We start from the raw sequence: 19,917 nt of genomic DNA, 5'->3' as shown, positions 1-19,917 counted from the left end.
TATCACTATAGATAAGGGTTTATCCGCGACAAAAATGAATTATAAAAAATTATTTTCTCTTAATAAATTGATTATAAGATATTTATAATCATAAACATAATAATTTATTTCGTTCTGTAACACCGGTGATACCCAATTTTTCCAGTTTCTCGACCGCATCCCTACGGCTTCGTGAACTGTTGTTGGATAAAAATGTGAAATTGATTTTCTCTTTAAGAAGGCGTTGTACAAATATATCGCCACCTGCGATCAGTTCCTCGCCGGCGTAGATTACACCATCCATATCGATCATTAGTCCGTGTTTTCCCATATTGATAAATATGATTTTTCCTTTTCAAGGCGTTTGGCTAAACAAATACCTTCCTGTGTATGGATTAAAATGACTCGGAGATCTGTTCAATCTTCAATCCTAGTAATTATTTACTCGAACACTCCGTAAGCTCAAGCTATGTTTAATTACGCTGTGCAGTCTATTGATGAATGGCTCGATCCGCGTTGTTAGTCTAAGATCACCTGCCATTGATCTTGATCGTTGAGCATATAGCCAAGACCATCGCTCATTTCATGCACTTCTTTCTGATATTTTTCGCTAAACCGGGTATGCAGTTCACGAACGGCACCGCCATTTTCCCTTTTAAGGAAGATGAGTAAGGAGGCCATATTCGGGGCAATATCTTTTAGCTGCTCGTTTTCGCTTTCTTTAACAAAGGCGCTGCTCATGATGATGTATTTTAGACGCAAAAGCACCGATGAACAGGGCTCCGCGCTTGTTTAATGCTAATGTTATTTGACCTTTTTTTCAATGGCGCTGCGTTGGTTACCCGCTGATTTTTTCGCGTTTTTTATCACCTGCTGGCTTGTGCCTTCTTTATGCGCCTCATATTTGATCTCGTGTGGCTGATCCGATACTGAATTCCTTTCCACTTTGCTTCCTCTTGTGCTCATAGGTAAATGATTTGGTTTCTTATTAATTAACAAAATTTATTCCAAGAGGTTTTGAGCCCCTGAAACAGGTCCGGCATATTTGCTGTTGTATCAGGTAAAAAGTTAATCAATGAGTTGGAGCTGCCCTAAATGTGACCGGGAATTGCCCTGGAAGGATTACCGGCATTATTGTCAGCGGGTCAGCCTGGACAGTTTGTTCGATGGACGATCTCCCGAATTGGTTTTAGCGTTTGATAAGATACTGGCGGAAGTAGCGGATTGGGAGAAAGTGCTGGTAGGTGTAACACCGAACTGTATTGTTTTTACCCGAAGAGTTGGTTTCCTCATCATACGCCCGATGAAAAAATGGCTGGACATTAAATTTTATTCAGCGGTGGCTCATCCTGAAAAGCCGGTTGTCAGGAGCATTAAGGTGGGCAACAAATACGAGAATCACATTCGCGTTGATACGGCAGATGATATCCGGCCGGATTTATTCGTTTACATCCGGGAGTCTTACGATTTGATGCGCAAGAAACGCCAGGACGATGTTACATCATAGCTGTAATTGAAGCGAACCACCGAACGACCTTTAATTTTGAACGATTATGAGGTACGCATATACCCCTAAACGAAAATCTGCATAGGTTAATAAACACTCTAATTGGGTATTTGCGTAGTTTAACGAATGTATTATGATGATTGGGAATCGCGATGTACCGTAATCTTTAAGGCTTCCGCCTGACATGGGTGATTACGTAAAAAACTGACCCGGTCAGGGCCGCTCAAATGCGGATGGATCCAGTGCTTGATATTTCCCCTTTCCAAGATTGCGGGCATGCGGTCATGGACCTCGGCTACTGCCCGGTTAGGCGGTACCGTGATCATGACAAATGTGGGCAGCAATACATTGGTTTTGATGTCCAGCCAATGCTCCCACAAGCCTGCGATGTAAAAAGGCTTGCCATCATTGCGCTCGAACTTGTAGGTGATCCCATTCGCTTTGTTGTACTCGAAGTAAGCCTGAATGCGGATCACGCAATGTTTACGCCCCACTCTTTCCCGCCATAAACCCACAGTGAAAAGGGACTCGACCCTGGCATGTTTATTTTTGCTGTGGATGTTATCATCATCAGCCGTCAACAGTCCCCAGCGAAACTGCTGCACTTTGTCAGGTATGGCGTCTGTGACCACCGGCAGCACGCTTCCGGGATTACCTGCTGTATTGCTTCTTGCCTGGTAAGCGCTGCCATCGCGCTTGATGATCTTCAAATCTTTCTGTTCGCCTACTTCTACGTGTCCGCACATAATCTTTAAACGAACAAAAATGCTAATTATTTTAGTAATTAATAAATTCTCGTTTTACAAAAGTTTAGCACCGGTGAACCGTTCGAGGTTGAGCAATAAGTCATCTTGTAAAGCCAGGTCATCAGCGGACTTGTGGCAACGGGTCTGATGCAGGTGATGAAAGTAGCGACCGCTGACCATCGCAGTTGGGTCATGGCTTGTCGCCAGCCATGTTTGGGTCTGGTAACCTTGGTCGAGGTCATCCGGTGCTCCGGCGCCGCCCATTTTGGTCGGTACCCAACCCGGATCAACGGCATTGGCATAGACATCCGGCCACCTGCGAAATATGGCTTTAGCCAGCATCAACACCTGTAGTTTGGTGTCGGCATACGACGGTGACGTGGTCCATTCAGGATGGCCTGATAAATGCATACCCGAGCTCAGATAAATGAGTCTTTCCGGACGATGCATCATCGCGGTAAGCAGGTAAGGCGCTACAACATTGACCTGGAGCAAGGCCTGGTGACCGGCCTGGTAAACACCGGCATTATGGATAACGGCATCAAAAGTCCCCAAGGTGTTGGCCTGGTCAGCTAAGGCTTTAGTCTGGTCGGCGTCAGCCAGGTCACCGATCAGGATATTTTTTGCGACGGGTATATGCCTCAAGGCCTCGTCCGCACGTTGACTATTCCTTGCATGCAGCACCACCTGATGCCCCTGTTCAATCAAACTTTTTGCGGCCAACAAACCTAATCCATCGGCGGAACCGGTAATGAAAATCTTTGCCATGTTTGTTTAATGTTCGGAGGTGAATTTTGTTTGGTGCTACCGGGTGATCACTAAATCTTTCCAATCGGTGGTATATTGCTTGCTCAGGAATTCCTGCTTCATCGCCCATTTTCGCTCAAAGCTGTCTGCGGCCAGGCGCAACGTACCACGGCCATAACGGTCATTCAACTGATCCATCAGCCCGGCAAGCTGTTGTTCCCGGCTATGCTCGTACCCGGCAAACAAATTATACTGAATTTCTCCCTCCGGTATAATACCGGTTGCCCTGATACCGGTTTTCATGTAATTATAACCAGGCTGGAAAATGGCACGTATGGCCTGCACCGCTATGCGGGTCAGTTGGTGTGTACTGTTGGCCGCAAAGGGAATTTTGACAGTAATACTCGGATAATGCTGGTCATGCTTGACATTATGTTTGTTGGTGCGCAGGTAGATCGTTAACGTCATCGCCATGCTTTTCTGCTGGCGCAATTTTAACGCAACAGTGGCGGCATGCATGGCCGCAGCTTCTTCGATAGGTTCCAGTGCTGTCTGATAGCTGCTAAAGCTTTGGCTGCTTTCGATACCTTTGGAGCGTTCCGCGACATCTTTTATCACATTACAAGGCTTACCCCATAATTCCTGGTGCAGGCGCCAACCCTGTACCGTCATTTCCTGCCGTACAAAGTCGGGCTGCAAGGCACGGAAGTCCTGGGCGGTCTTCACACCGCATTCCGTCAGCTTGTGATAATACTGCAAACCCACACCCCAAACATCCTCAATAGGGAAATCCAGGAGTGTTTCACTGATCTTTTCTGTGGTGTCCAGCACCAAATATGGACGCTTTTGCTTTTTGGCGGCTTTATTAGCCAGTTTGGCTAAGGCCATCGTTGGACCGACGCCGACCGTGATCGGTAGTCCTGTGTGCTGCATCACGTTCCTGCTGATCGTCCCCGTATGTTGCTCCAGGTCTATCCCCCGGATATCCCCCAGCGCCATAAAGGCCTCATCAATACTGTAAACCATGAGTGTATACGTATAACGTGCCAGGTTATTCATGAGCCGGGCGCTCATGTCGGCATATAAGGGATAATTGCTGCTGAAGATGACGGCATTATTTTTTTTCAGATTCTGTCGGACCATAAACTCTGCATCCGCCATTTTGATGCCGATGGCCTTGGCTTCATTACTCCGGGCGATCACGCAGCCATCGTTATTGGACAAGACCACGACCACGCGACCTTCCAGTGACGGATTAAACAACCGCTCGCAGCTGACATAACAGTTATTGATATCAACATGCGCAAACACGGCTGTACCTCCCTGTTTGATGTTGCGGTTGCAGAACGGGATTCAACGTGAGCATAACGACGCCCCAGCAGGTCCAGCTTTCACTGTTTTCAATGGTGATCGTCTCCGCCGGTGTATTCGCTTTCAGCACGAGCCGTTTGGCCTGGGGACAGTATTCCCTGGTATAAAAATCCCCTTCGTGATAGAAAACAACGATACTACCGGTTACCGGCTGCAGGGTACGGTCGATGACCAGGATGTGATTGGGTAGAATATGGTAATCGGTCATCGCAGAACTGCCCATTTTCATGTAAAACGTATTATCCGGATCCATCACGATGATCTCGGAAATATCCAGTTCCGGTTCCTCATGGGTCAGCATGGGTAGCCGGAATCCCAGCACGTCCCTTTTGGCTCTATGTTTCCTTAATCGCAGCATCCCTTCTTTTTCAGGACAACAAAATTATCAGATCAGATTTGAATTTGCTAATTTTTTTAGCATAAATTTGTCAGTATGGGATACGAGGTCATTCAACGAGGCGAGGAAACAGTAATCAGTGGCGAGGTACAGATCCGGGTATATAGCGGTACAATCAACGTGGAGAAACCCTTTTTACTGGGACACCTTTACCGGGTCCAGGGTGGCTTTGTTCCGGTGAAGACTTATGTGTTTGAAGTGACCGATGAATGCCGGGATGTGGATGCTTTGAAGAAAGCAGTGGATTTCTTTTTCGCCAGTTTACTGGATACGGAATGGTACGTCAAGGAGATACCACGCAGCTCTTTACTGTTTCCCATAGAAGGCAAGCGGTTATTCGGCAAAGTAATGATGGAGGAAACTTATGGAACAACTGGCATTGTTCGCGGAAGCGGGACAAAGTAAGGACTTACCCGGCCACTTGCTGGACTATCGCCCCGGTTTAATCAGCGCAGCGGAAAGTGACCGGATGCTGGCGCACTTCATCGCTGCCACCCCCTGGAAGCAGACGAAGCAAAAACTATGGGAGAAGGAATACCTGACACCACGCCTGATCTGCTGGTACGGTGATACAGAGCGTATCACAGGCACCTTGCCCTGGACGCCGGAACTGCAACTGATCCGGGAATTGGTAGAGCCTTTGGCTGGCATCCGGTTTAACAGCGTACTGCTCAATTATTACCGTGACGGTAACGATTCAGTAGCCTGGCACAGCGATAAGGAAAGTATCATGGGGAGTCAGCCGGTCATTGCCTCGGTCAGCTTCGGACAGGTGCGCAGTTTCGATATCCGCCGGAAAAAAGAACATGCCGAGCATTATTCGGTCAGGCTGGAACATGGCTCATTTTTATTGATGAAGAAAGGATTACAGGAAGATTGGGAGCACCGCATTGCCAAATCAACGCGTCCCATGAAACCCAGGATCAACCTGACCTTCCGTTTAGTGATCTGATCATTATCTTTGAGCATGCTTACCTTGTATGATTTTAACGTTTTACCGGAGGATGAAAAGGCGGATGCGGTCTGGTCAGGCACCTTCCTGGCGGACCGGGAGGAGAATGATTTAAAGGTACAGTTATATAGTGTGAGCTGCTTTTATGTGGAAGTATACTATGATCCGGTCGCGAATAAGATCCTGCGGTTTCGCGCGTTTAGTTCCCGTGATTTGTTAACGCCCTATCTGGCACAGATTAAATTGATATGATGAAAAAAACTTTATGGGGCACGCTGGCCCTTTGCAGCGCTTTTATCCTGATTTCCTGGGGGTTCAAAGGCCACCGTGCGGTAGCGACCATAGCACAAAAACACCTGACCAGCAATACGGCTTATGTCGTATCGGCTTACCTGCAAGGTCAAAGTATGGCGGATGTCAGCACCTGGGCAGATGAAAACCGCAACCGGCAAACAGCTCCATGGCACTTCCTGAATCTGCCGCTGGGTTTGAACCACGAGCAATTTGTGAAGTTCGTATCGGAAAGTGACGGCAATGTGTATAGCGCTATTATCAAGACAGAGGCACAGTTGAAGGATCAGAGCCTGAGCGCCGATCAGAAGAACGAAGCGCTGAAATACCTGATCCATCTGGTAGGCGATGCACATCAGCCTATGCATGTCAGCAGGAAAGAAGATAAAGGCGGTAATACGATCCAGTTAAGGTTTGATGATAAAGGGACCAACCTGCACAGCCTGTGGGACAGTAAACTGATCGATCACGAGGGCTTATCGCAGGAAGATATTGCCCGGACTTATGATCAGGCTACACCGGCAGAGATCAAAAAATGGCAAAGCGACAGCCCGATGGAATGGATCTGGGAAAGCTACCAAATCAGTAGTGCGTTATATGCCGGCATCCAACCAGGTCAGACCATTAATGAAGCCTATTACCAGAAATATATCCCGGTGATCCGCAAACGGATCGACCAGGCGGGGATCCGCCTGGCAGGGGAACTGAACAAGCTATTTGCCAACGCCCAGCCGCCCGCTCCGGCGAAAACAGGTAATTTAACGGATCCGCCGGAAAACAACGCGACCAAGGGCATTGCGCAGGGACCGGTGGATATTAAGGATGTCGCCAATTTTACTGGCAAGACCATTTATACAACCGCCAAAGCTTACAGTGCCAAAGACATCGGCAGTATGGTGTTGGTGAACCTGGGTGCAGCTTATCCGCATCAATTGCTCACACTGGCTTTCAAGGGTGAAGCCAGGTCGTTGGGTAACCAACTCGAAGGGAAAACGATCACCGTGACCGGTGAGGTGATCGATTACAAAGGTAAACCCGAGATCATCGTCACAAATCCCAATCAGATCAAAGTACAATGAACGAACCGTTTGTTTTAGAGGTGACTTATCAGAACAAGCCGCTGGAGTTTCCGGCGGCTTTTCAACGCTATGGGTATACCTACCGTATCGCGGTTTCTATTGATGACCATAATTATATTTTTGAGCCCGACGAAGAGGGAACCTACCGGGTGCTGGGGAGCGGTGATGCCGATCCAGGTTTATTGAAAGCAGTTGCGGATAAGTTGAAGCGATTGTGATCTGAATCTAATCACCGACCATAATATGCGAAAAGCAATTCTTTTACAAGTACCTCAATGGGCCAAGATTTGAAATTGATTACCATGCAGTTGTTCTTAACAGCGACTTGGATAAAACTGATGATTTAAGTAGTGTGATCGATCTCGCAGATTGTTGCGTAAGGTTGAAGTTTAATCAATTCTATATGATGAAAACAGGTAACCAATATTAAAAGGACGGATAAGGTTTTAGAAATAATAGTCTGTAACCTAAGTTGCCCAACTATATAGATAGCACCCAGGCTTGTTCTACAAGAACGCAGAGGAAACTTATTTTTTAAGATTAGGCAATTTTAGCTAGTCTAAGCTTTTATAGAAAACAGCCGCAACAAACATGTAAAATTTTGTGCGGTGCACGCTTTGTCGCGGCTGTATGTGAGCGAACTTGTACAGTTGATTAGTAACCAGCGTCGGGTATAGGTTCCGATACCAGTTCTCTACCATTGCTGTCTTCATATATACAAAGCATACGGTCGGTATCGATCACCCACTGTTTAACACCTGCCATAGCAGCTTGTTGGCAAAAGGTAGGAAAATCAGTTTGGCCTTGCTGATGAATCGCAATAACATGCCGTAGCTGCTCCGGAGAAGCATCTGAGTTGATGGATTTGAGTTCATAAATGGCTGGCGCAGGCACATGGTATCCGTTTTTACCGTAATAGGTGATTGCACCATCACTGACGCTATAGGTGTATTTTTTTAATCCCAGCGCTTTGATTTCCTGAATATAACGCGGAAAATCCGCTCCGCTTTTTACTTTGGCATGAGCTGCCTTCATTTGTTGTAACGTAAACATGATGTTCTCCTTTTTAATTACTAAAATTAGCTGGAGTAACGCGACGGGTATTGTAAAAAATCGTTTATTTCTGCCTTTGACGAAGCATTTTCAGGTAATGTTCCGGCGTCATCGAACTGAATTTTTTGAAGTCTTTGATAAAATGTGCCTGATCATAAAAAGCCGAGAGATAGTCCGCTGTGTCCTGGTCATTTTTGTTCAGCGCATTTAACACATGTCGTGCCCTTACTATCCCGGCAAACTTTTTAGATGAAGCACCTACCAGTGCACGAAAGCGCTTTTCTAAAGGACTTTGACTAATATTCAACATTTCAGCAAGTTTCGCTATACGGATGGTGCCTTTTGATTGATAAATATGATAAAGTGCTCCTGCGACCATTTGGTCAGCTTTCAACTCTTTTAATTGCCGAAGCAGGATAGTTTCGACGACTTTGAGTCGTTCGTTGTCGGTTCGGGCAGCTTCAAGCTTTTCACGGGTCTCGTCTATATCATCGCGGTTGAAAAAATGTTCTAAAGAGAGGCTTTGTCCAAATAGCTCATGCAGCGGTGTTGCAAGAAAAGCAGCGGCCCCTGTTTCTGTAAAGAAGATCAAAATGCTACCTGTACCCACTGAATTTTTGAAAACGCGGTACTGATCCAGTAGCCCGGTAACGCCGCTTACATCGAGTGATCGTTCCGTATTTTCAATAAGATGACTAATGCGCCCACTGAACTGAAATCCAACTACCAACGAAGTATCAGGCAATACGGTGTAAACATTAGCAATTTCAGCGCGCGATATTGCCAAATGTCGCACATAAGTGTATGTTANTTCATCAGAATCTCCACACATACTTCCAGGCCTGATTTTTTTGCTCAGCACCTATAGGGATTTCCGGTTTCTTAAGCTCAATGATCGTCAGTCTGCTTATGCCGATCTCCGCTCCATCATCATCACTGAATTTCGGAAGGCTGTATAACCCCACGGTACTGTCCGGGAGAATAGCAAAGTCAGGTCTGTCCCGGGAGCCGGAACCCTGCTGGTCTTTGAAAAGAGACTGCACAACCGCCGTCATGCCTTTGTTGGAGGTGAATTGTATAGTCTCATATTCCGGCCCGAATATCCACAGACCCCTATGAAACAGTGGCTGTAGTTCCTGCACCTCATCCGTTGCCCTGCTTAGCACTTTAGACTGCAGGCGTTCAAGCAGTGTTGTCCGATATTCAATTTCATCCAAAACAATTTTGGCAAAATCGACATCCCAGCGTTGCAGTAACCCGTGCAGGTCATCAAGCTGTCCCGCAGTAGACGCTGCTAAAAGTTCGATCAAACCATATTTCGATTCCGAACTTTCTAATGTCGCAAGCAGAATGCTTAAACGCTGAAGGTCATCCTGCGCAATAGACGGACATTCTTCCTGAACGCTTTTGATAAAATTCTCCCATTTCTCCCTTTTAACAAGCCCTAGCTTTTTTAGCTGAGGCCGTGCCGCGTTCTCGATCTCTGCAAAAGCGTCTTCCCGCTGGCCTTTGGTCAAAGACAGCAGGTGCTGCCTGATAGCTTTATGAATACCAGAGAGGGATTTTTTATAGGCCGGATCGGTCGGATAGAATGAATTCCAATCCGGCGTGACAGCTTGTTCAAGCAGATCGGCATTAACGATAAAAATATACCGTTTAGCCGCTGAACTCCTGCCATCGATCAGATGTTCGCTTCCGCTACCCTTCCAAGTGCATTCGCCCACCATTCTGTTTTTTACATGCCAGGCAATGCCGTGTTGCTGGGTGTTTTTATCTGCGGCCTGAATATCAATCACACGGATCGAAAATGTACCGATACCGGGGACCTCCGCATCAATAACGTCCATGTGATCTTCGGGGATATCAGCAAAGGTGATTTTCTGCCCGTTGAGTGACACCTCAAAATGCGGGTCTGTCAGAAAGCGCATCCCTATTTCTTTGCGCGCATCGTCCTCTGAAAGTGAGATCCGGCTTTGGCAGGTGACACTGATTTCCGTGCCGTGAAAGTCCGTTACTTCAGATTCTCCTACTTTTTGAAATGCTAATACTGTTGTTTGGTCCTTATTGATCTGGAATTGATTTCGGAAACCATCTCTACTTGTCGTAACGAAAAATGGATCGCCGAAAGCAAATGAGCCGAGCCTGCCTTTTCCGTTCCTTCCGAAAGCTGGCCGTTTTCCGATCAGCTGGGCGTGATCGGCAGGAATTTCAGCAAAACCAGTCTGTTCTTTGATTCGGTCATAAGCGAGAGTACGGAAGCGTTTCATAAACTGAATTTCCGTCATCCCATGGCCGTTATCCCGCACGGAAAGCACATCACCGATATTCTTCGGCCAGCTAACCTGTACCTCGGTTGCACCCGCATCCCAGGCATTAGCGATCAGTTCAATGATCGCTGTACGCTGGTCACTGTATATCGAACTACCGACAAATGACTCGATAAAGCGATCTTCGAAAAGTGCAGGCTGCTTTTTTCCGGGCATAGCTTACGCAGATATTAACTGTTTAACAGCATCGGTTTTTGCGGGACTTCCTTCCGAGTCTTCATCACATATCAGAATCTGTCTGAATATCGCTTCAGCCAGAAGCGGCGGCACCGCATTTCCGATCTGCTGCTGAATATGCATCAATGAACCTTCAAAAACAAAGTGGTCAGGGAAGCTTTGCAGCCGCGCTGCCTCACGTACAGAAAGGCCGCGATCTTGATGCGGATGTATCAACATATTTTTTCTGTAGTTGGAGATTACGACAGAGGGGAGTGCTGCATTAAGCCGTTTATAAATGCCACTATGGCAATTGTTTGTGTTGGCGTAATTGGTCATCAATTCAGCGGGTATCGCTTTCCAGTTTTGCCCTTGTTTGATATGTTTATAGCGTTCAATAACGTAGTCCTCGTTTCGAGAAACAAGATTCTGCTTGGCTGTTGCTGATTGCCGGCGCATAGCTGCCGCGTAGGTGCTCACCGCATTCAAATCCTTTTTGTAAGGAAGTTCATCTTTCTTTTCGCCATTCACCAGCTCCGGAAGATCAGCGATCGCGTCTTCAACACTCACGCGGTAATGAAATTTTTCGGGAAAAGTAAATTGTTTACCGACACGGTTGCCCACCATGAAAAATCTATTTCGGTGCTGAGGAACGCCGTAATCTGAAGCGTAAAGTACCTTTTCTTCGGTCTCATAACCTATCTCAGCAAAGCAGGCTTTAATGATTCGGACCGTCTCGCCTTCGCCGAATGTCGTAATCCCTTCTACGTTCTCAAACAGGAACCATTCCGGCTGCAGCTCTTTTACAAAGCGGACGAATTGATAGAATAATTTATTATTCTGATTATCCTCTGTTCTGGTTTTGGTATTTGAGGTACTGAAGCCCTGACAAGGCGGGCCGCCAAAGACAATGAATGGCGCACTTCCTACGTACTCTTTTGGACTTATCTCGGTGATATCCTGACATAAAATAGGTACGCCCGGATGGTTAGTACTGAAGGTTTTTGCCGCCGAAGTATCCTTTTCAACCGCAAGCCCGATACGGATGCCGGCGTTCTCAGCGCCCCAGCTTAATCCGCCGGCTCCGCTGAAAATGTCAACCCCTATTCTTTCTTTTTTTGCTGCTGCTTTCACTTTGTGCCTGGTTAAAAATCGTTGATAAGATTTATTTAATATTTTCCAAATATAATATTACCGCAAGTTTTTTGCCAGCGGGTCAAATTTACTAAAAAAATTAGCATTGTCAAGCTATTTCAAATCCATCCTTTTCAGCGTCCTGATAAATCTGAAACAAAATCTTGGACTGTTTTTCGGACGGATAACTTATTTTGCTGTCCGCCATTTTTTCCAAAATGTCGAGCTGCATCCCGCTTAAAACCCGCTCGCCTTTCCGCCCGCGATAAAATGCAAGCAGTTGCTGCCACGTTTCACCGGGCTTTTCAATCACAAAAATCTGTCGGTCAATACCCTGATCCAATGCTTTAACCTCCTTGCTTTCTTTGGCTTTGTACTTATTCTCCTGGCGGTCGACAAACAGTGATGCATCTAGTTCAGGGAATTCGATATCGATCTGTTTTACTCTTTCCCAGCAGCCTGGATTCTTCGTCCATTGCGTGATATTAGCATAGCCGGTTGGCGGATGAGTAATGGTTTGATAAACCTCTGCGGTGATCATTTCCAGCATCGACACCAATGCATTGGGAAGTTCCTGTTGCTCCCATACAAGGTCAAAATTCAAAAACATTCCTGTGGACTCTACAACTGCGGATAAGTATGCTATCGAATAAGCTACAGTCTGTGCCCGAAAGCCGCCATCATACCAATCAGCCTTGGTAATAATTCGTTCAGTGGTCCGAAACAGTATTACACGTGAGATCGCATCGCGGAAGAACGATTCGTTGATCGCTAAATTATCTTTTTCCAGCAGCCCTGTAATGTATTCGGCAAACTTCTTAAAACTTTCCTGCGCACCCTTTGAAACGACATCCGGCCGCTGAAGCCATAGATTTTCTGTTTTGGACAGCAGTGTTTTATCAATAACCTGCGTTTTGGGGTTTTCCAGCAGGAATTTCCTTTTCTGATCGGCTTTTAGATAAGCCTGGCTGTTCAGATATTCACCCCGGACCCTTTCATAAAACCAATGCGTCCGCCGCTGCGAGCCCCCAATTGCAGGCGCATAGATACGCGCGGAATATTCCTTCATATCCTTATGAAAAGGGCTGTTCGAGAAAAAATCCGAGTTATTGATCTTATTCTGCGTGTTTGCGTATTCTGCAACTTTGGAGATGAAGTCGTCCTGGTGATCCTGATCCCTAACAACCGATAACTTCATCTGTACGGCAATATCGCTGACGCTCAGGCTGGAATTTTTATTGGCCGCATAAATCGCGGAAGTTGTCTGCCCGCCGTTAACGATCTGGAAATTCCAAAGCTTTTTCAGGTTACCGGTTTTCTCGTCAAGCTCCACCGCCGCCGCTGTAGCAGTAATACCGTTGTTATAGGCGAAAAACATATCCGGTTTATATTCGATGGTATTACGGAGACCTTTGTTAACATTGCCTTTAAATTGAAGAAAGGTTCTGACGTTCTGCTCAAAAAGCTTCTGGCCGAAATCTTCATAAATGCGGACAAGCGTGTCGCCGTCTATAACGGTCAGATAGGACTGATAGGCGTGGCGCTTATCATTCACCTTCAGACAAGGCAAATTAACGCTTACCTCAAAAACAGAAGATCCCGATTCTGATTCATAAATTTTGTGCAGATATTCCAGATCGATCACTCGGTAATCAAACTGGATGCCGCCGATCGTTTCTGAGGGCAGATCGATAAGGTTTCTGGTTGCTTTGCCGTCTGTAAGCACCATTAAGCGCACCCGCTGTATCTGGCCGCGTTCGGCGTACTTGTAAATACTGAATGCCATCGCGTAGGCCTCTGAAGTCTCCTCAATATTTTTAAAAAGCCCCTCCGTGGATTTCTGATAAAAGGCGCGAAGACGGGAAAGCTTCGTATCTATTGCTCCTTTGGTCAGCGTCTGAATGCTGTTATCCTGAAAAAAATGATAGTTCAGCAGGGTTAGTATCTTCCGCTCTTCGTCATAGTCGAAACCGGAGACCTCCATTCCTTTTTTTGAATAATCTGCAGGGGCATAATTGCTGGTTAAGTCACCGGCGGTGATCAGGTCTTCACAAACCATTTCAAAAAAAGACTGGGCTTTTAAAAGCCCGCGGCTTTCCGAATCAGCGAGAATAGACTGCAGAATGTCTTCGTGAAATTCAGCTAAATCAGACATATCAAATATCAATTTCGTTAAATTCTGCTAAAAATCTGCCGCAAAGCGATAGGTCGATGCGGTAACTGGCATCGATGATCTCCGGAGAGATCGCGGCTGATGTTATTTTCGGAAAATCTTCTCTAACATGATAGACAGAAAGCATGTCCGTTAGCCATTTAAAAAACGGTGGCTGGGTAATTCCTTCCGTATAACCATAAGCTGCGGTTTGGTTATTCAGTTGATCGAGCAAAGCCGTATCGCTACCGATCAAGTCCCGGACAGCCGAAACCATATCCTGAAGGCTTGCCCCGCTGTCACTTTTGGTAAGGTTGCATACAGCGAGGTACAATGGCTTCGTTGCTGTATCAAGCTGGTGAATGGATGATATGACCGCGAACGGCGCCTTGCTTGAGATCACCGACTTGACCTCTATAAAGGAGTTTGCGGCTGAAAAATCTTTTTTATCAAAATCTGGCCCGGTCCAGCTTTTCAGTGCATTCTTTATCCCGATTCTGGGCGCAAGTTCCCGACACAGCACAAGCAGTTCTGAAAACAGCCCCATCTGTAGCTGCTCGGTCATAGTCACTGCGGAGCTTTCGCTAAGGAACCGCTGCCATTGCTTTAAACGGCCGATGATGATCCCGGCCAGCTGGCCAGGTAACACTGCCACCGCCGATGCGCTGATCAGATCGCCGCAAAGTGCCGTAAACAATTCGCCGTCATTTGAGTCATTAAGGATCAAGTACAGCTCCAGCGCTGTGTCGGCTAAATGCTCAACAAGCGTTAATCCCCTAAGCCTGATTTTTTCCGCGAAGCCATGTTGGTCAGCGGAAAATCGCAGCATCAGGCCATACTTGCCCTGGTAATCCTTAATCCAGAAAATATCATGGCGCACACCGGCAACCCGCCGCTGCGAGTCAGAATGCATCGATAGCCACGGCGGTGTAACCTGGTCAGTCATCTGATTCCTCGCTTTCCTCAAGCTCCCGCAGGATGTTTTGATAATAGACGGTATTGATGCGAAGCGTGATCGTTTCTGATTTGCTCGCTGCATTACCGGGGAAACTAACGCCGAAAGCGGCTATTTCCTGCAGAGCATTCTCTTTTTCTTTCCCGTCATCGTCCAGGCTTTCCTGCAGAATATGCAGCATCAGCAACGGACAGCGAAGATGTTCCCTCGTCTTACCTCTGCTTCGCGATAGTTCTTTCCTCAGGTCTTCGTCTTCAATAGCGATAGATTCAGCAGTTCCGGATGATACCTGACGATTCTGCAATTCCAGGAAACCGCTTTGTTTATTAAACATCCGGCGCTCCTTTTTAATGCGCAGATCCTTGTAAGTAAAAGGATCTCCGAAACCGCTGTGCAGGGCTACATCCCAGGATGCAGGATTGTCTTCGGCGTATTTTTCAATAAATGCGATCGGCATTCTCGACGTAAGTCCCAGCCGGTCGTTTCCATATACTTTATACGCGCCGAGGAACTTTCTGATTAGACTGCGGTCAACCGAGCGCCACAAATAGCCGCTGGTCTCGTCCGGCGTTTTGGACGGCGCAGGCAGACTGTCGAGCAGTGCCCGAACAGCATTTAAATTGTCCGAAACATCCTTTTCGTCGCTTCGCAGGTAACTCGTCTCTTTCAATCTGCCTTCCAGACGCATTGAATGATTGATCTCTTTGGCTGACTTTAGTTTATTGCGTGCGGTGACTTGTAGTAGGCTGTCAGGATTTTCCTTAACTGCGAGCCCGAAATCGCTCGGAGTCATGTTATTTTCCGCCATCACTTTAAAGTCATCGAACAGTTCTTCGGTACTGCGGATGATCTCCGCAAAGTCCGCGATCCGGTCTCCCGGCATGAATATGCGGCAAAGGTCTTCGTAGCCGGTACGGTAGCCGAACCAGCGCCCCATCTGCAGCAGCGTATCATAGAAAATCGTATTCCTAATGAAATAACTGATACTCAGCCCTTCAAGTGTAAACCCTCTTGCCAGACTGGTACCGCCTACTACGATCGCATTCGTCGGCATATCCTTGCGATATTCCAACGGCACGGCTGTCTTCTGATGAACCTCTCTAACTACAATTCCCGGAATAATATCCGCCAGCCTCCCTATGACTTCCGGCCATTTAAATTCCGTTTCAGCGAAGCAGGCCTCAAAACTTGCCTTGATCGCGGCGACATATTCGCTCTGATGTTCAGCATCCGGAAGCTTTCCGTAGGAAACCACGGCATCCTTAAGCTGATCCAGGTAATCTTCGGCCAGCTTGCTCAGGCCTTTATGAACGTCGGTGAAACGGGTCGCGTGGATAAGCATGCTGTTATGCTTACTGGCCTGGCCGCGAAGGTTTCTGATGGAGGTAACCAAGGTAAAGCACCTGATGGCATGAAGCAGGCTGGTAGGCAGCTTTGCAGGCTTCAGGTCGCTTTTATGCTTAAGCGGCAAGTCACCGTCCCAGTCACTTATCGGCACGAGGTGTTTTCTGCCGCCATCCAGGAATATCCTCCGCGCCCCGAAATAATTCGTCGGCGCGTCGAGCGCATAAATAAAGTCTTTCGGGAAGAGATCTCGTCCCAATTCTTCAGTTTCGATCTGGTGATCGATAAAAATATTGGCAAATGGCGTTGCCGTATAGGCTACATAGGCACTTTTATGGAAAAGTCCGAGCAGTGTGCGCAGCTTTTTGTTGATGGCTGTTGGATCATCGCTCTCTTTGGTATTGATAGAAGCGTAATCTGACTCATCGTCAATAACCAGCATGGCGTGATTCCGCACTTTATTGACATACTGCCGCTGCAGCCATTCGATTACATTGGTGAGCGTGCTGGTGTTTTTTTTGATCACCAGCAGGATAGGAACCCTGACATTATCAAAATTCAGACCCTGGGAAGATTTATCCGCGTCCGCTTTATTGAAATCCCGCTCGATCGTGGTAAGACTGATTGGCAGCAGTTCTTTATCGCTGTTTCCTTTTCCGGCACCGACCTGAACCCCATTGGTCTGGCCGACGAAGCTCTCGTTCAGTCGCTCCTGCGTCTGCGTACGAAGATTATTCTTATCGCCGGAGATCACTACGATAAATTTGTAGCCGGCATCTGCGGCTTTGCAGACCAGCGCGGAAAAATTACCCGTTTTGCCCGATTGCACATGTCCGACGACCATGCCGTAACGCGAAAACGCCGAAAAAGACGGGTTTTCAATATTATTCATGACAATATCGGTATCAACGTCCAGAGTTTTGATCACTTCCGGCGGGAGGCTGTCCTCCAGATATTTTCTAAGCCTGCTCCAGTAATAGTTTTTCGACTGCTGCTTAGCGATACTGGTCCACCATTTGGTATCACGTTCCCGCTGTTCCTCGCCCTGGATCAGGATGCCATGCTCCATGCGGACATCAAAATGCAGCTCTAAGTCACGGGAAAGCTTTTGCCAGTCTGATTCGTCCGGCGTTTCAAAATTGTCCAGTGACAGCAGTTTGCCGAACATCTCAGGGGTAACTGTCTGAATAAGTGAAGAAGTATTTTCGATTTCTTCGATGATCTTCGTACGAGGCAGTGCGCCTTCAACTTTTTTAAGCTTGGCTGAAATAAAATCGCGCAGCGCTTCGTAGCTCTTGCTGTCCATCATGATAAAAGTTCCGGTCGGTTTATGAATAATTCAGTTTTAAGAAGTTCGGTGATATAATCGTCCGGGAAATTTGCATTCCGGAGGCGTTCGGCCAGTTCAGCAAGATCCTTTTCGTTCAATGCTCCTTCCTGCCTGATTGCATGCGGGTTCGCCTGAAGATTATATTGAATGGCGTCGAGTGGCAGATAGGCCTCAATGCTTCGCAGGTAACTGTTCAGCAACGCCTTTTCGTGAGGGTCAAGCAGATCGCTCAGAGCATGGTAAAGCGGGTGCTGGCTGTTGAGCGTAAATCGAAGTTCGTTATTGATGGGCAGAATATCCCACACCTGAATGATCTTTTTATCTTCGATCTTTTTACCGCGGCCTGTGTAGGGTCTGGCCCCGCGCTGGGTTGCCTGGTCGATCACTCGCTTGAGATCATTCCTGATCTCGTCACAAGGACGGGCAATCGATTTTTTGATGTCAATACCCCAAAGACTGTCAATGTCATTTTCAATATCGATCTTAATACGTACCAGCTTATGCGCATCGAGTGCTTTATGTAGGCCCCACCACGTCCCGTAGATTAGGATGCGATTGCGGCGGTAAAGATAGAAACCTTGTGACTTGATATAACCGTCTTCGGTCGCATACAGGTTATATTCCTGCTGGGTAAGCTTAGAATGGTGCGGAAGTATATAGGGCTGTATTCTGATCAGCGAACCGTGAAGCCAGATTTTTTCAAGGGGAAGTTCCTGCGTAAAGGCATTTGAGGTATTAAAGGGGTTGAAAGGCGCAACCGGATTTTCATTGACGACGATCTTTAGCGCTTTGTTGCGGTCGATGCCTTCGAGATAGCGATGAAATACCAATGATAAATGTTTTCGCAGTTTGTCGATCATATAGGCATGACCATTTTTATCCAGCCGGTCAATCACCTGCCAGCACACCAGTGTTCCTGAGCCAGCGGCGTCCAATCGATCGTAAAGCGGCAGTGATGTTATCTCCTCAGGGGTAATCAGTAGCCACTTATTCTCCTTTGAAATATAATCGAGGTCCCATTGCCGCGCGGAAATTGTCCTATTCTTTTTTGACAGGACGGTCAGTTTTCTGCATTGCGAAAAAGAGGCGGTTTTAAGTCCGAGGCCGAAGCGCCCCAAGTCATTTTTATCCCGCGCATCCAGGGGGCTTTTGGAAGATAGTCGCATGGCTTCGACCAGTTCCAGGTCATCCATTCCGGCTCCGTCGTCGAGCATGGCAAATACAGGTAATGGGTGTATAACAGTATAAATATGAATATTTGCAGCCTTAGCGGCAATGCTGTTGTCAATCAGGTCGGCGACAGCTACTTCGAAGGAATAGCCGATATCCCGAAGGGAGTTGATGAAATTGGCAATATTCGGATCTACAATTTCCGCCGTGATCATGGTCAAAATAAGGTTTATAAAAGCAATAATAGTATTTTTATTGCATTATAAATTATTTTTATGAGGCAGATTCTCTAATAGCTGTGCAACGACTTCGGCAATTGCAGCATCGATATTTTTTTTGCGCAGCGCACACTCCCAAAGTACGATGATCCGCCAGCCTGCTTTTTTCAATTTTTCTATGTGCTCCTCGTCACGCAACTGGTTCCTGAGTATCTTAGGCTGCCAGTAATCCGTATTTGATTTCGGCATGACTGCTTTCCGGCATCCATGATGTCCGTGCCAAAAGCAGCCATGTATGAAAATGACTGTTTTATATTTTGAAAGCACTAAGTCCGGCTTTCCAGGCAGGTCTTTACCGTGCAGCCGATAGCGAAAGCCCTTCGCGAATATTGCTTTTCTCACCAGCAGTTCGGGGCGCGTGTTTTTGGCCCGTATCCGGGACATATTGTAGCTCCTTGTCGCTTTATCGTGGTTATCAGCCATCTGATCAATTGGTCTTCTGCAAATTTCGAATAAAACACGCTCAGCTGCGGCAATAATTTATCTTATAATTTCGCTCATATTATATTTCGACAATCTGTTTTCATCGAATTTATTTAATTAAATAGTAATTAGAATCATGTTTGCTAATAATAGATAACTATTTATTATCGGTTATTATAAATCTATAGAACATGGAAACTATGATTTTTAATAATTTGTCTTAAGCCTGCCTTTAGGAGTAATAATTTGCTTTCCTGTGCATCCATATTATTGGCAATTTTACGTTTGGTAATTTTCGTATTCCTTATTTCTTTATGGCCAAGCATTTTGCCTGCCGTTCCAAGAGGCACGTTGTTATCTTATGTATTAGTCATGGCAAACGTATGTGCGGTATGCGTTGTGAAGAGTTTCTTTATACCGCATATATTACATATACAAAAAATCAAAAAAGCATGCATATGGTATTGTACATGTATAGAAAGAGGCCTTTTTCTATACATGTACTTTTTGTGAAAAATTTTAATTA

General features: G+C 46.5%; 21 protein-coding genes. 5 read left to right on the top strand and 16 right to left on the bottom strand.

Annotated features, from left to right (window positions below):
- Nucleotides 1-88 precede the first annotated feature (88 nt).
- The 3 genes from CKK33_RS01770 to CKK33_RS01760 all read right to left on the bottom strand — a co-directional run bounded on the left by CKK33_RS01770 (nucleotide 89) and on the right by CKK33_RS01760 (nucleotide 945).
- On the bottom strand, nucleotides 89-310 hold the full coding sequence (locus CKK33_RS01770) for a hypothetical protein (RefSeq protein WP_095702455.1): 222 nt from the start codon (nucleotides 308-310) through the stop codon (nucleotides 89-91).
- Nucleotides 311-498: 188 nt separating this feature from the next.
- Nucleotides 499-720, bottom strand: a complete 222-nt coding sequence (locus CKK33_RS01765) for a hypothetical protein (protein WP_095702454.1) — start codon at nucleotides 718-720, stop codon at nucleotides 499-501.
- A 63-nt stretch (nucleotides 721-783) separates the two neighbouring features.
- Complete coding sequence (locus CKK33_RS01760; protein ID WP_095702453.1) at nucleotides 784-945, bottom strand: DUF3606 domain-containing protein; 162 nt, start codon at nucleotides 943-945, stop codon at nucleotides 784-786.
- Between the two features lie 109 nt (nucleotides 946-1,054).
- Between CKK33_RS01760 and CKK33_RS01755 the strand changes: the two genes are divergently transcribed.
- A complete protein-coding gene (locus tag CKK33_RS01755) occupies nucleotides 1,055-1,486 on the top strand; it encodes a DUF5655 domain-containing protein (protein ID WP_143822884.1) in 432 nt (143 codons plus the stop codon).
- Nucleotides 1,487-1,617: 131 nt separating this feature from the next.
- Here the strand turns inward: CKK33_RS01755 and CKK33_RS01750 are convergent, their stop codons facing one another.
- From CKK33_RS01750 to CKK33_RS01735, 4 genes are read right to left on the bottom strand one after another with little or no spacing between them, the layout of a single operon-like run.
- Nucleotides 1,618-2,232, bottom strand: a complete 615-nt coding sequence (locus CKK33_RS01750; protein ID WP_095702451.1) for an SOS response-associated peptidase — start codon at nucleotides 2,230-2,232, stop codon at nucleotides 1,618-1,620.
- Nucleotides 2,233-2,286: 54 nt separating this feature from the next.
- Nucleotides 2,287-3,000 carry an SDR family NAD(P)-dependent oxidoreductase gene (locus tag CKK33_RS01745; protein WP_095702450.1) on the bottom strand — a complete coding sequence of 238 codons (714 nt, stop codon included), beginning with the start codon at nucleotides 2,998-3,000 and terminating at the stop codon, nucleotides 2,287-2,289.
- 36 nt (nucleotides 3,001-3,036) lie between these two features.
- A complete protein-coding gene (locus tag CKK33_RS01740; protein WP_095702449.1) occupies nucleotides 3,037-4,290 on the bottom strand; it encodes a Y-family DNA polymerase in 1,254 nt (417 codons plus the stop codon).
- Nucleotides 4,274-4,651, bottom strand: a complete 378-nt coding sequence (locus CKK33_RS01735) for a LexA family transcriptional regulator (RefSeq protein WP_143822882.1) — start codon at nucleotides 4,649-4,651, stop codon at nucleotides 4,274-4,276. The genes CKK33_RS01740 and CKK33_RS01735 overlap by 17 nt, the downstream gene beginning before the upstream one ends.
- Before the next feature lie 132 nt (nucleotides 4,652-4,783).
- Here CKK33_RS01735 and CKK33_RS01730 point away from each other — a divergent pair, with 132 nt between their 5' ends.
- From CKK33_RS01730 to CKK33_RS01710, 4 genes are all read left to right on the top strand, one after another.
- Nucleotides 4,784-5,152, top strand: coding sequence for a hypothetical protein (locus CKK33_RS01730; protein WP_095702447.1), 369 nt, complete (start codon nucleotides 4,784-4,786; stop codon nucleotides 5,150-5,152).
- Nucleotides 5,112-5,699: an alpha-ketoglutarate-dependent dioxygenase AlkB gene (locus tag CKK33_RS01725; protein WP_095702446.1), complete on the top strand. Its 588-nt coding sequence runs from the start codon at nucleotides 5,112-5,114 to the stop codon at nucleotides 5,697-5,699. Before CKK33_RS01730 ends, CKK33_RS01725 begins: the two co-directional genes overlap by 41 nt.
- A 248-nt stretch (nucleotides 5,700-5,947) precedes the next feature.
- Nucleotides 5,948-7,069 (top strand): S1/P1 nuclease, encoded by a 1,122-nt coding sequence (locus CKK33_RS01715; RefSeq protein ID WP_095702444.1) that lies wholly within the window; start codon nucleotides 5,948-5,950, stop codon nucleotides 7,067-7,069.
- Nucleotides 7,066-7,287 carry a hypothetical protein gene (locus tag CKK33_RS01710; protein WP_095702443.1) on the top strand — a complete coding sequence of 74 codons (222 nt, stop codon included), beginning with the start codon at nucleotides 7,066-7,068 and terminating at the stop codon, nucleotides 7,285-7,287. Before CKK33_RS01715 ends, CKK33_RS01710 begins: the two co-directional genes overlap by 4 nt.
- Before the next feature lie 436 nt (nucleotides 7,288-7,723).
- On the opposite strand, the gene CKK33_RS01705 is transcribed toward CKK33_RS01710, so the two are convergent.
- From CKK33_RS01705 to CKK33_RS01665, 9 genes are all read right to left on the bottom strand, one after another.
- Nucleotides 7,724-8,122, bottom strand: coding sequence for a DUF1398 domain-containing protein (locus CKK33_RS01705; protein WP_095702442.1), 399 nt, complete (start codon nucleotides 8,120-8,122; stop codon nucleotides 7,724-7,726).
- 64 nt (nucleotides 8,123-8,186) lie between these two features.
- Nucleotides 8,187-8,432 carry a helix-turn-helix domain-containing protein gene (locus tag CKK33_RS19860; protein ID WP_369803585.1) on the bottom strand — a complete coding sequence of 82 codons (246 nt, stop codon included), beginning with the start codon at nucleotides 8,430-8,432 and terminating at the stop codon, nucleotides 8,187-8,189.
- 505 nt (nucleotides 8,433-8,937) lie between these two features.
- The gene (locus CKK33_RS01695) at nucleotides 8,938-10,605 is read right to left on the bottom strand and encodes an ATP-binding protein (protein WP_095702440.1); all 1,668 of its coding nucleotides are present in this window, start codon (nucleotides 10,603-10,605) and stop codon (nucleotides 8,938-8,940) included.
- A 3-nt stretch (nucleotides 10,606-10,608) separates the two neighbouring features.
- Nucleotides 10,609-11,739, bottom strand: a complete 1,131-nt coding sequence (locus CKK33_RS01690) for a DNA cytosine methyltransferase (RefSeq protein ID WP_095702439.1) — start codon at nucleotides 11,737-11,739, stop codon at nucleotides 10,609-10,611.
- Nucleotides 11,740-11,848: 109 nt separating this feature from the next.
- Nucleotides 11,849-13,894 carry an AIPR family protein gene (locus tag CKK33_RS01685; protein ID WP_095702438.1) on the bottom strand — a complete coding sequence of 682 codons (2,046 nt, stop codon included), beginning with the start codon at nucleotides 13,892-13,894 and terminating at the stop codon, nucleotides 11,849-11,851.
- 1 nt (nucleotide 13,895) lies between these two features.
- Entirely contained in the window at nucleotides 13,896-14,837 is a 942-nt protein-coding gene (locus CKK33_RS01680) for a PD-(D/E)XK motif protein (RefSeq protein WP_158223372.1), read from the bottom strand.
- Complete coding sequence (locus tag CKK33_RS01675; protein ID WP_198952429.1) at nucleotides 14,830-17,499, bottom strand: Z1 domain-containing protein; 2,670 nt, start codon at nucleotides 17,497-17,499, stop codon at nucleotides 14,830-14,832. The genes CKK33_RS01680 and CKK33_RS01675 overlap by 8 nt, the downstream gene beginning before the upstream one ends.
- A complete protein-coding gene (locus CKK33_RS01670; protein WP_198952428.1) occupies nucleotides 17,496-18,905 on the bottom strand; it encodes an ATP-binding protein in 1,410 nt (469 codons plus the stop codon). The genes CKK33_RS01675 and CKK33_RS01670 overlap by 4 nt, the downstream gene beginning before the upstream one ends.
- Before the next feature lie 45 nt (nucleotides 18,906-18,950).
- Nucleotides 18,951-19,391, bottom strand: coding sequence for a very short patch repair endonuclease (locus CKK33_RS01665; RefSeq protein ID WP_095702435.1), 441 nt, complete (start codon nucleotides 19,389-19,391; stop codon nucleotides 18,951-18,953).
- Nucleotides 19,392-19,917 lie beyond the last annotated feature (526 nt).

Origin of the sequence: Mucilaginibacter sp. MD40 (assembly GCF_002288635.1) — a bacterium.
Classification (GTDB): Bacteria; Bacteroidota; Bacteroidia; order Sphingobacteriales; family Sphingobacteriaceae; genus Mucilaginibacter.
This window is presented reverse-complemented; position numbering and strand designations above follow the sequence as displayed.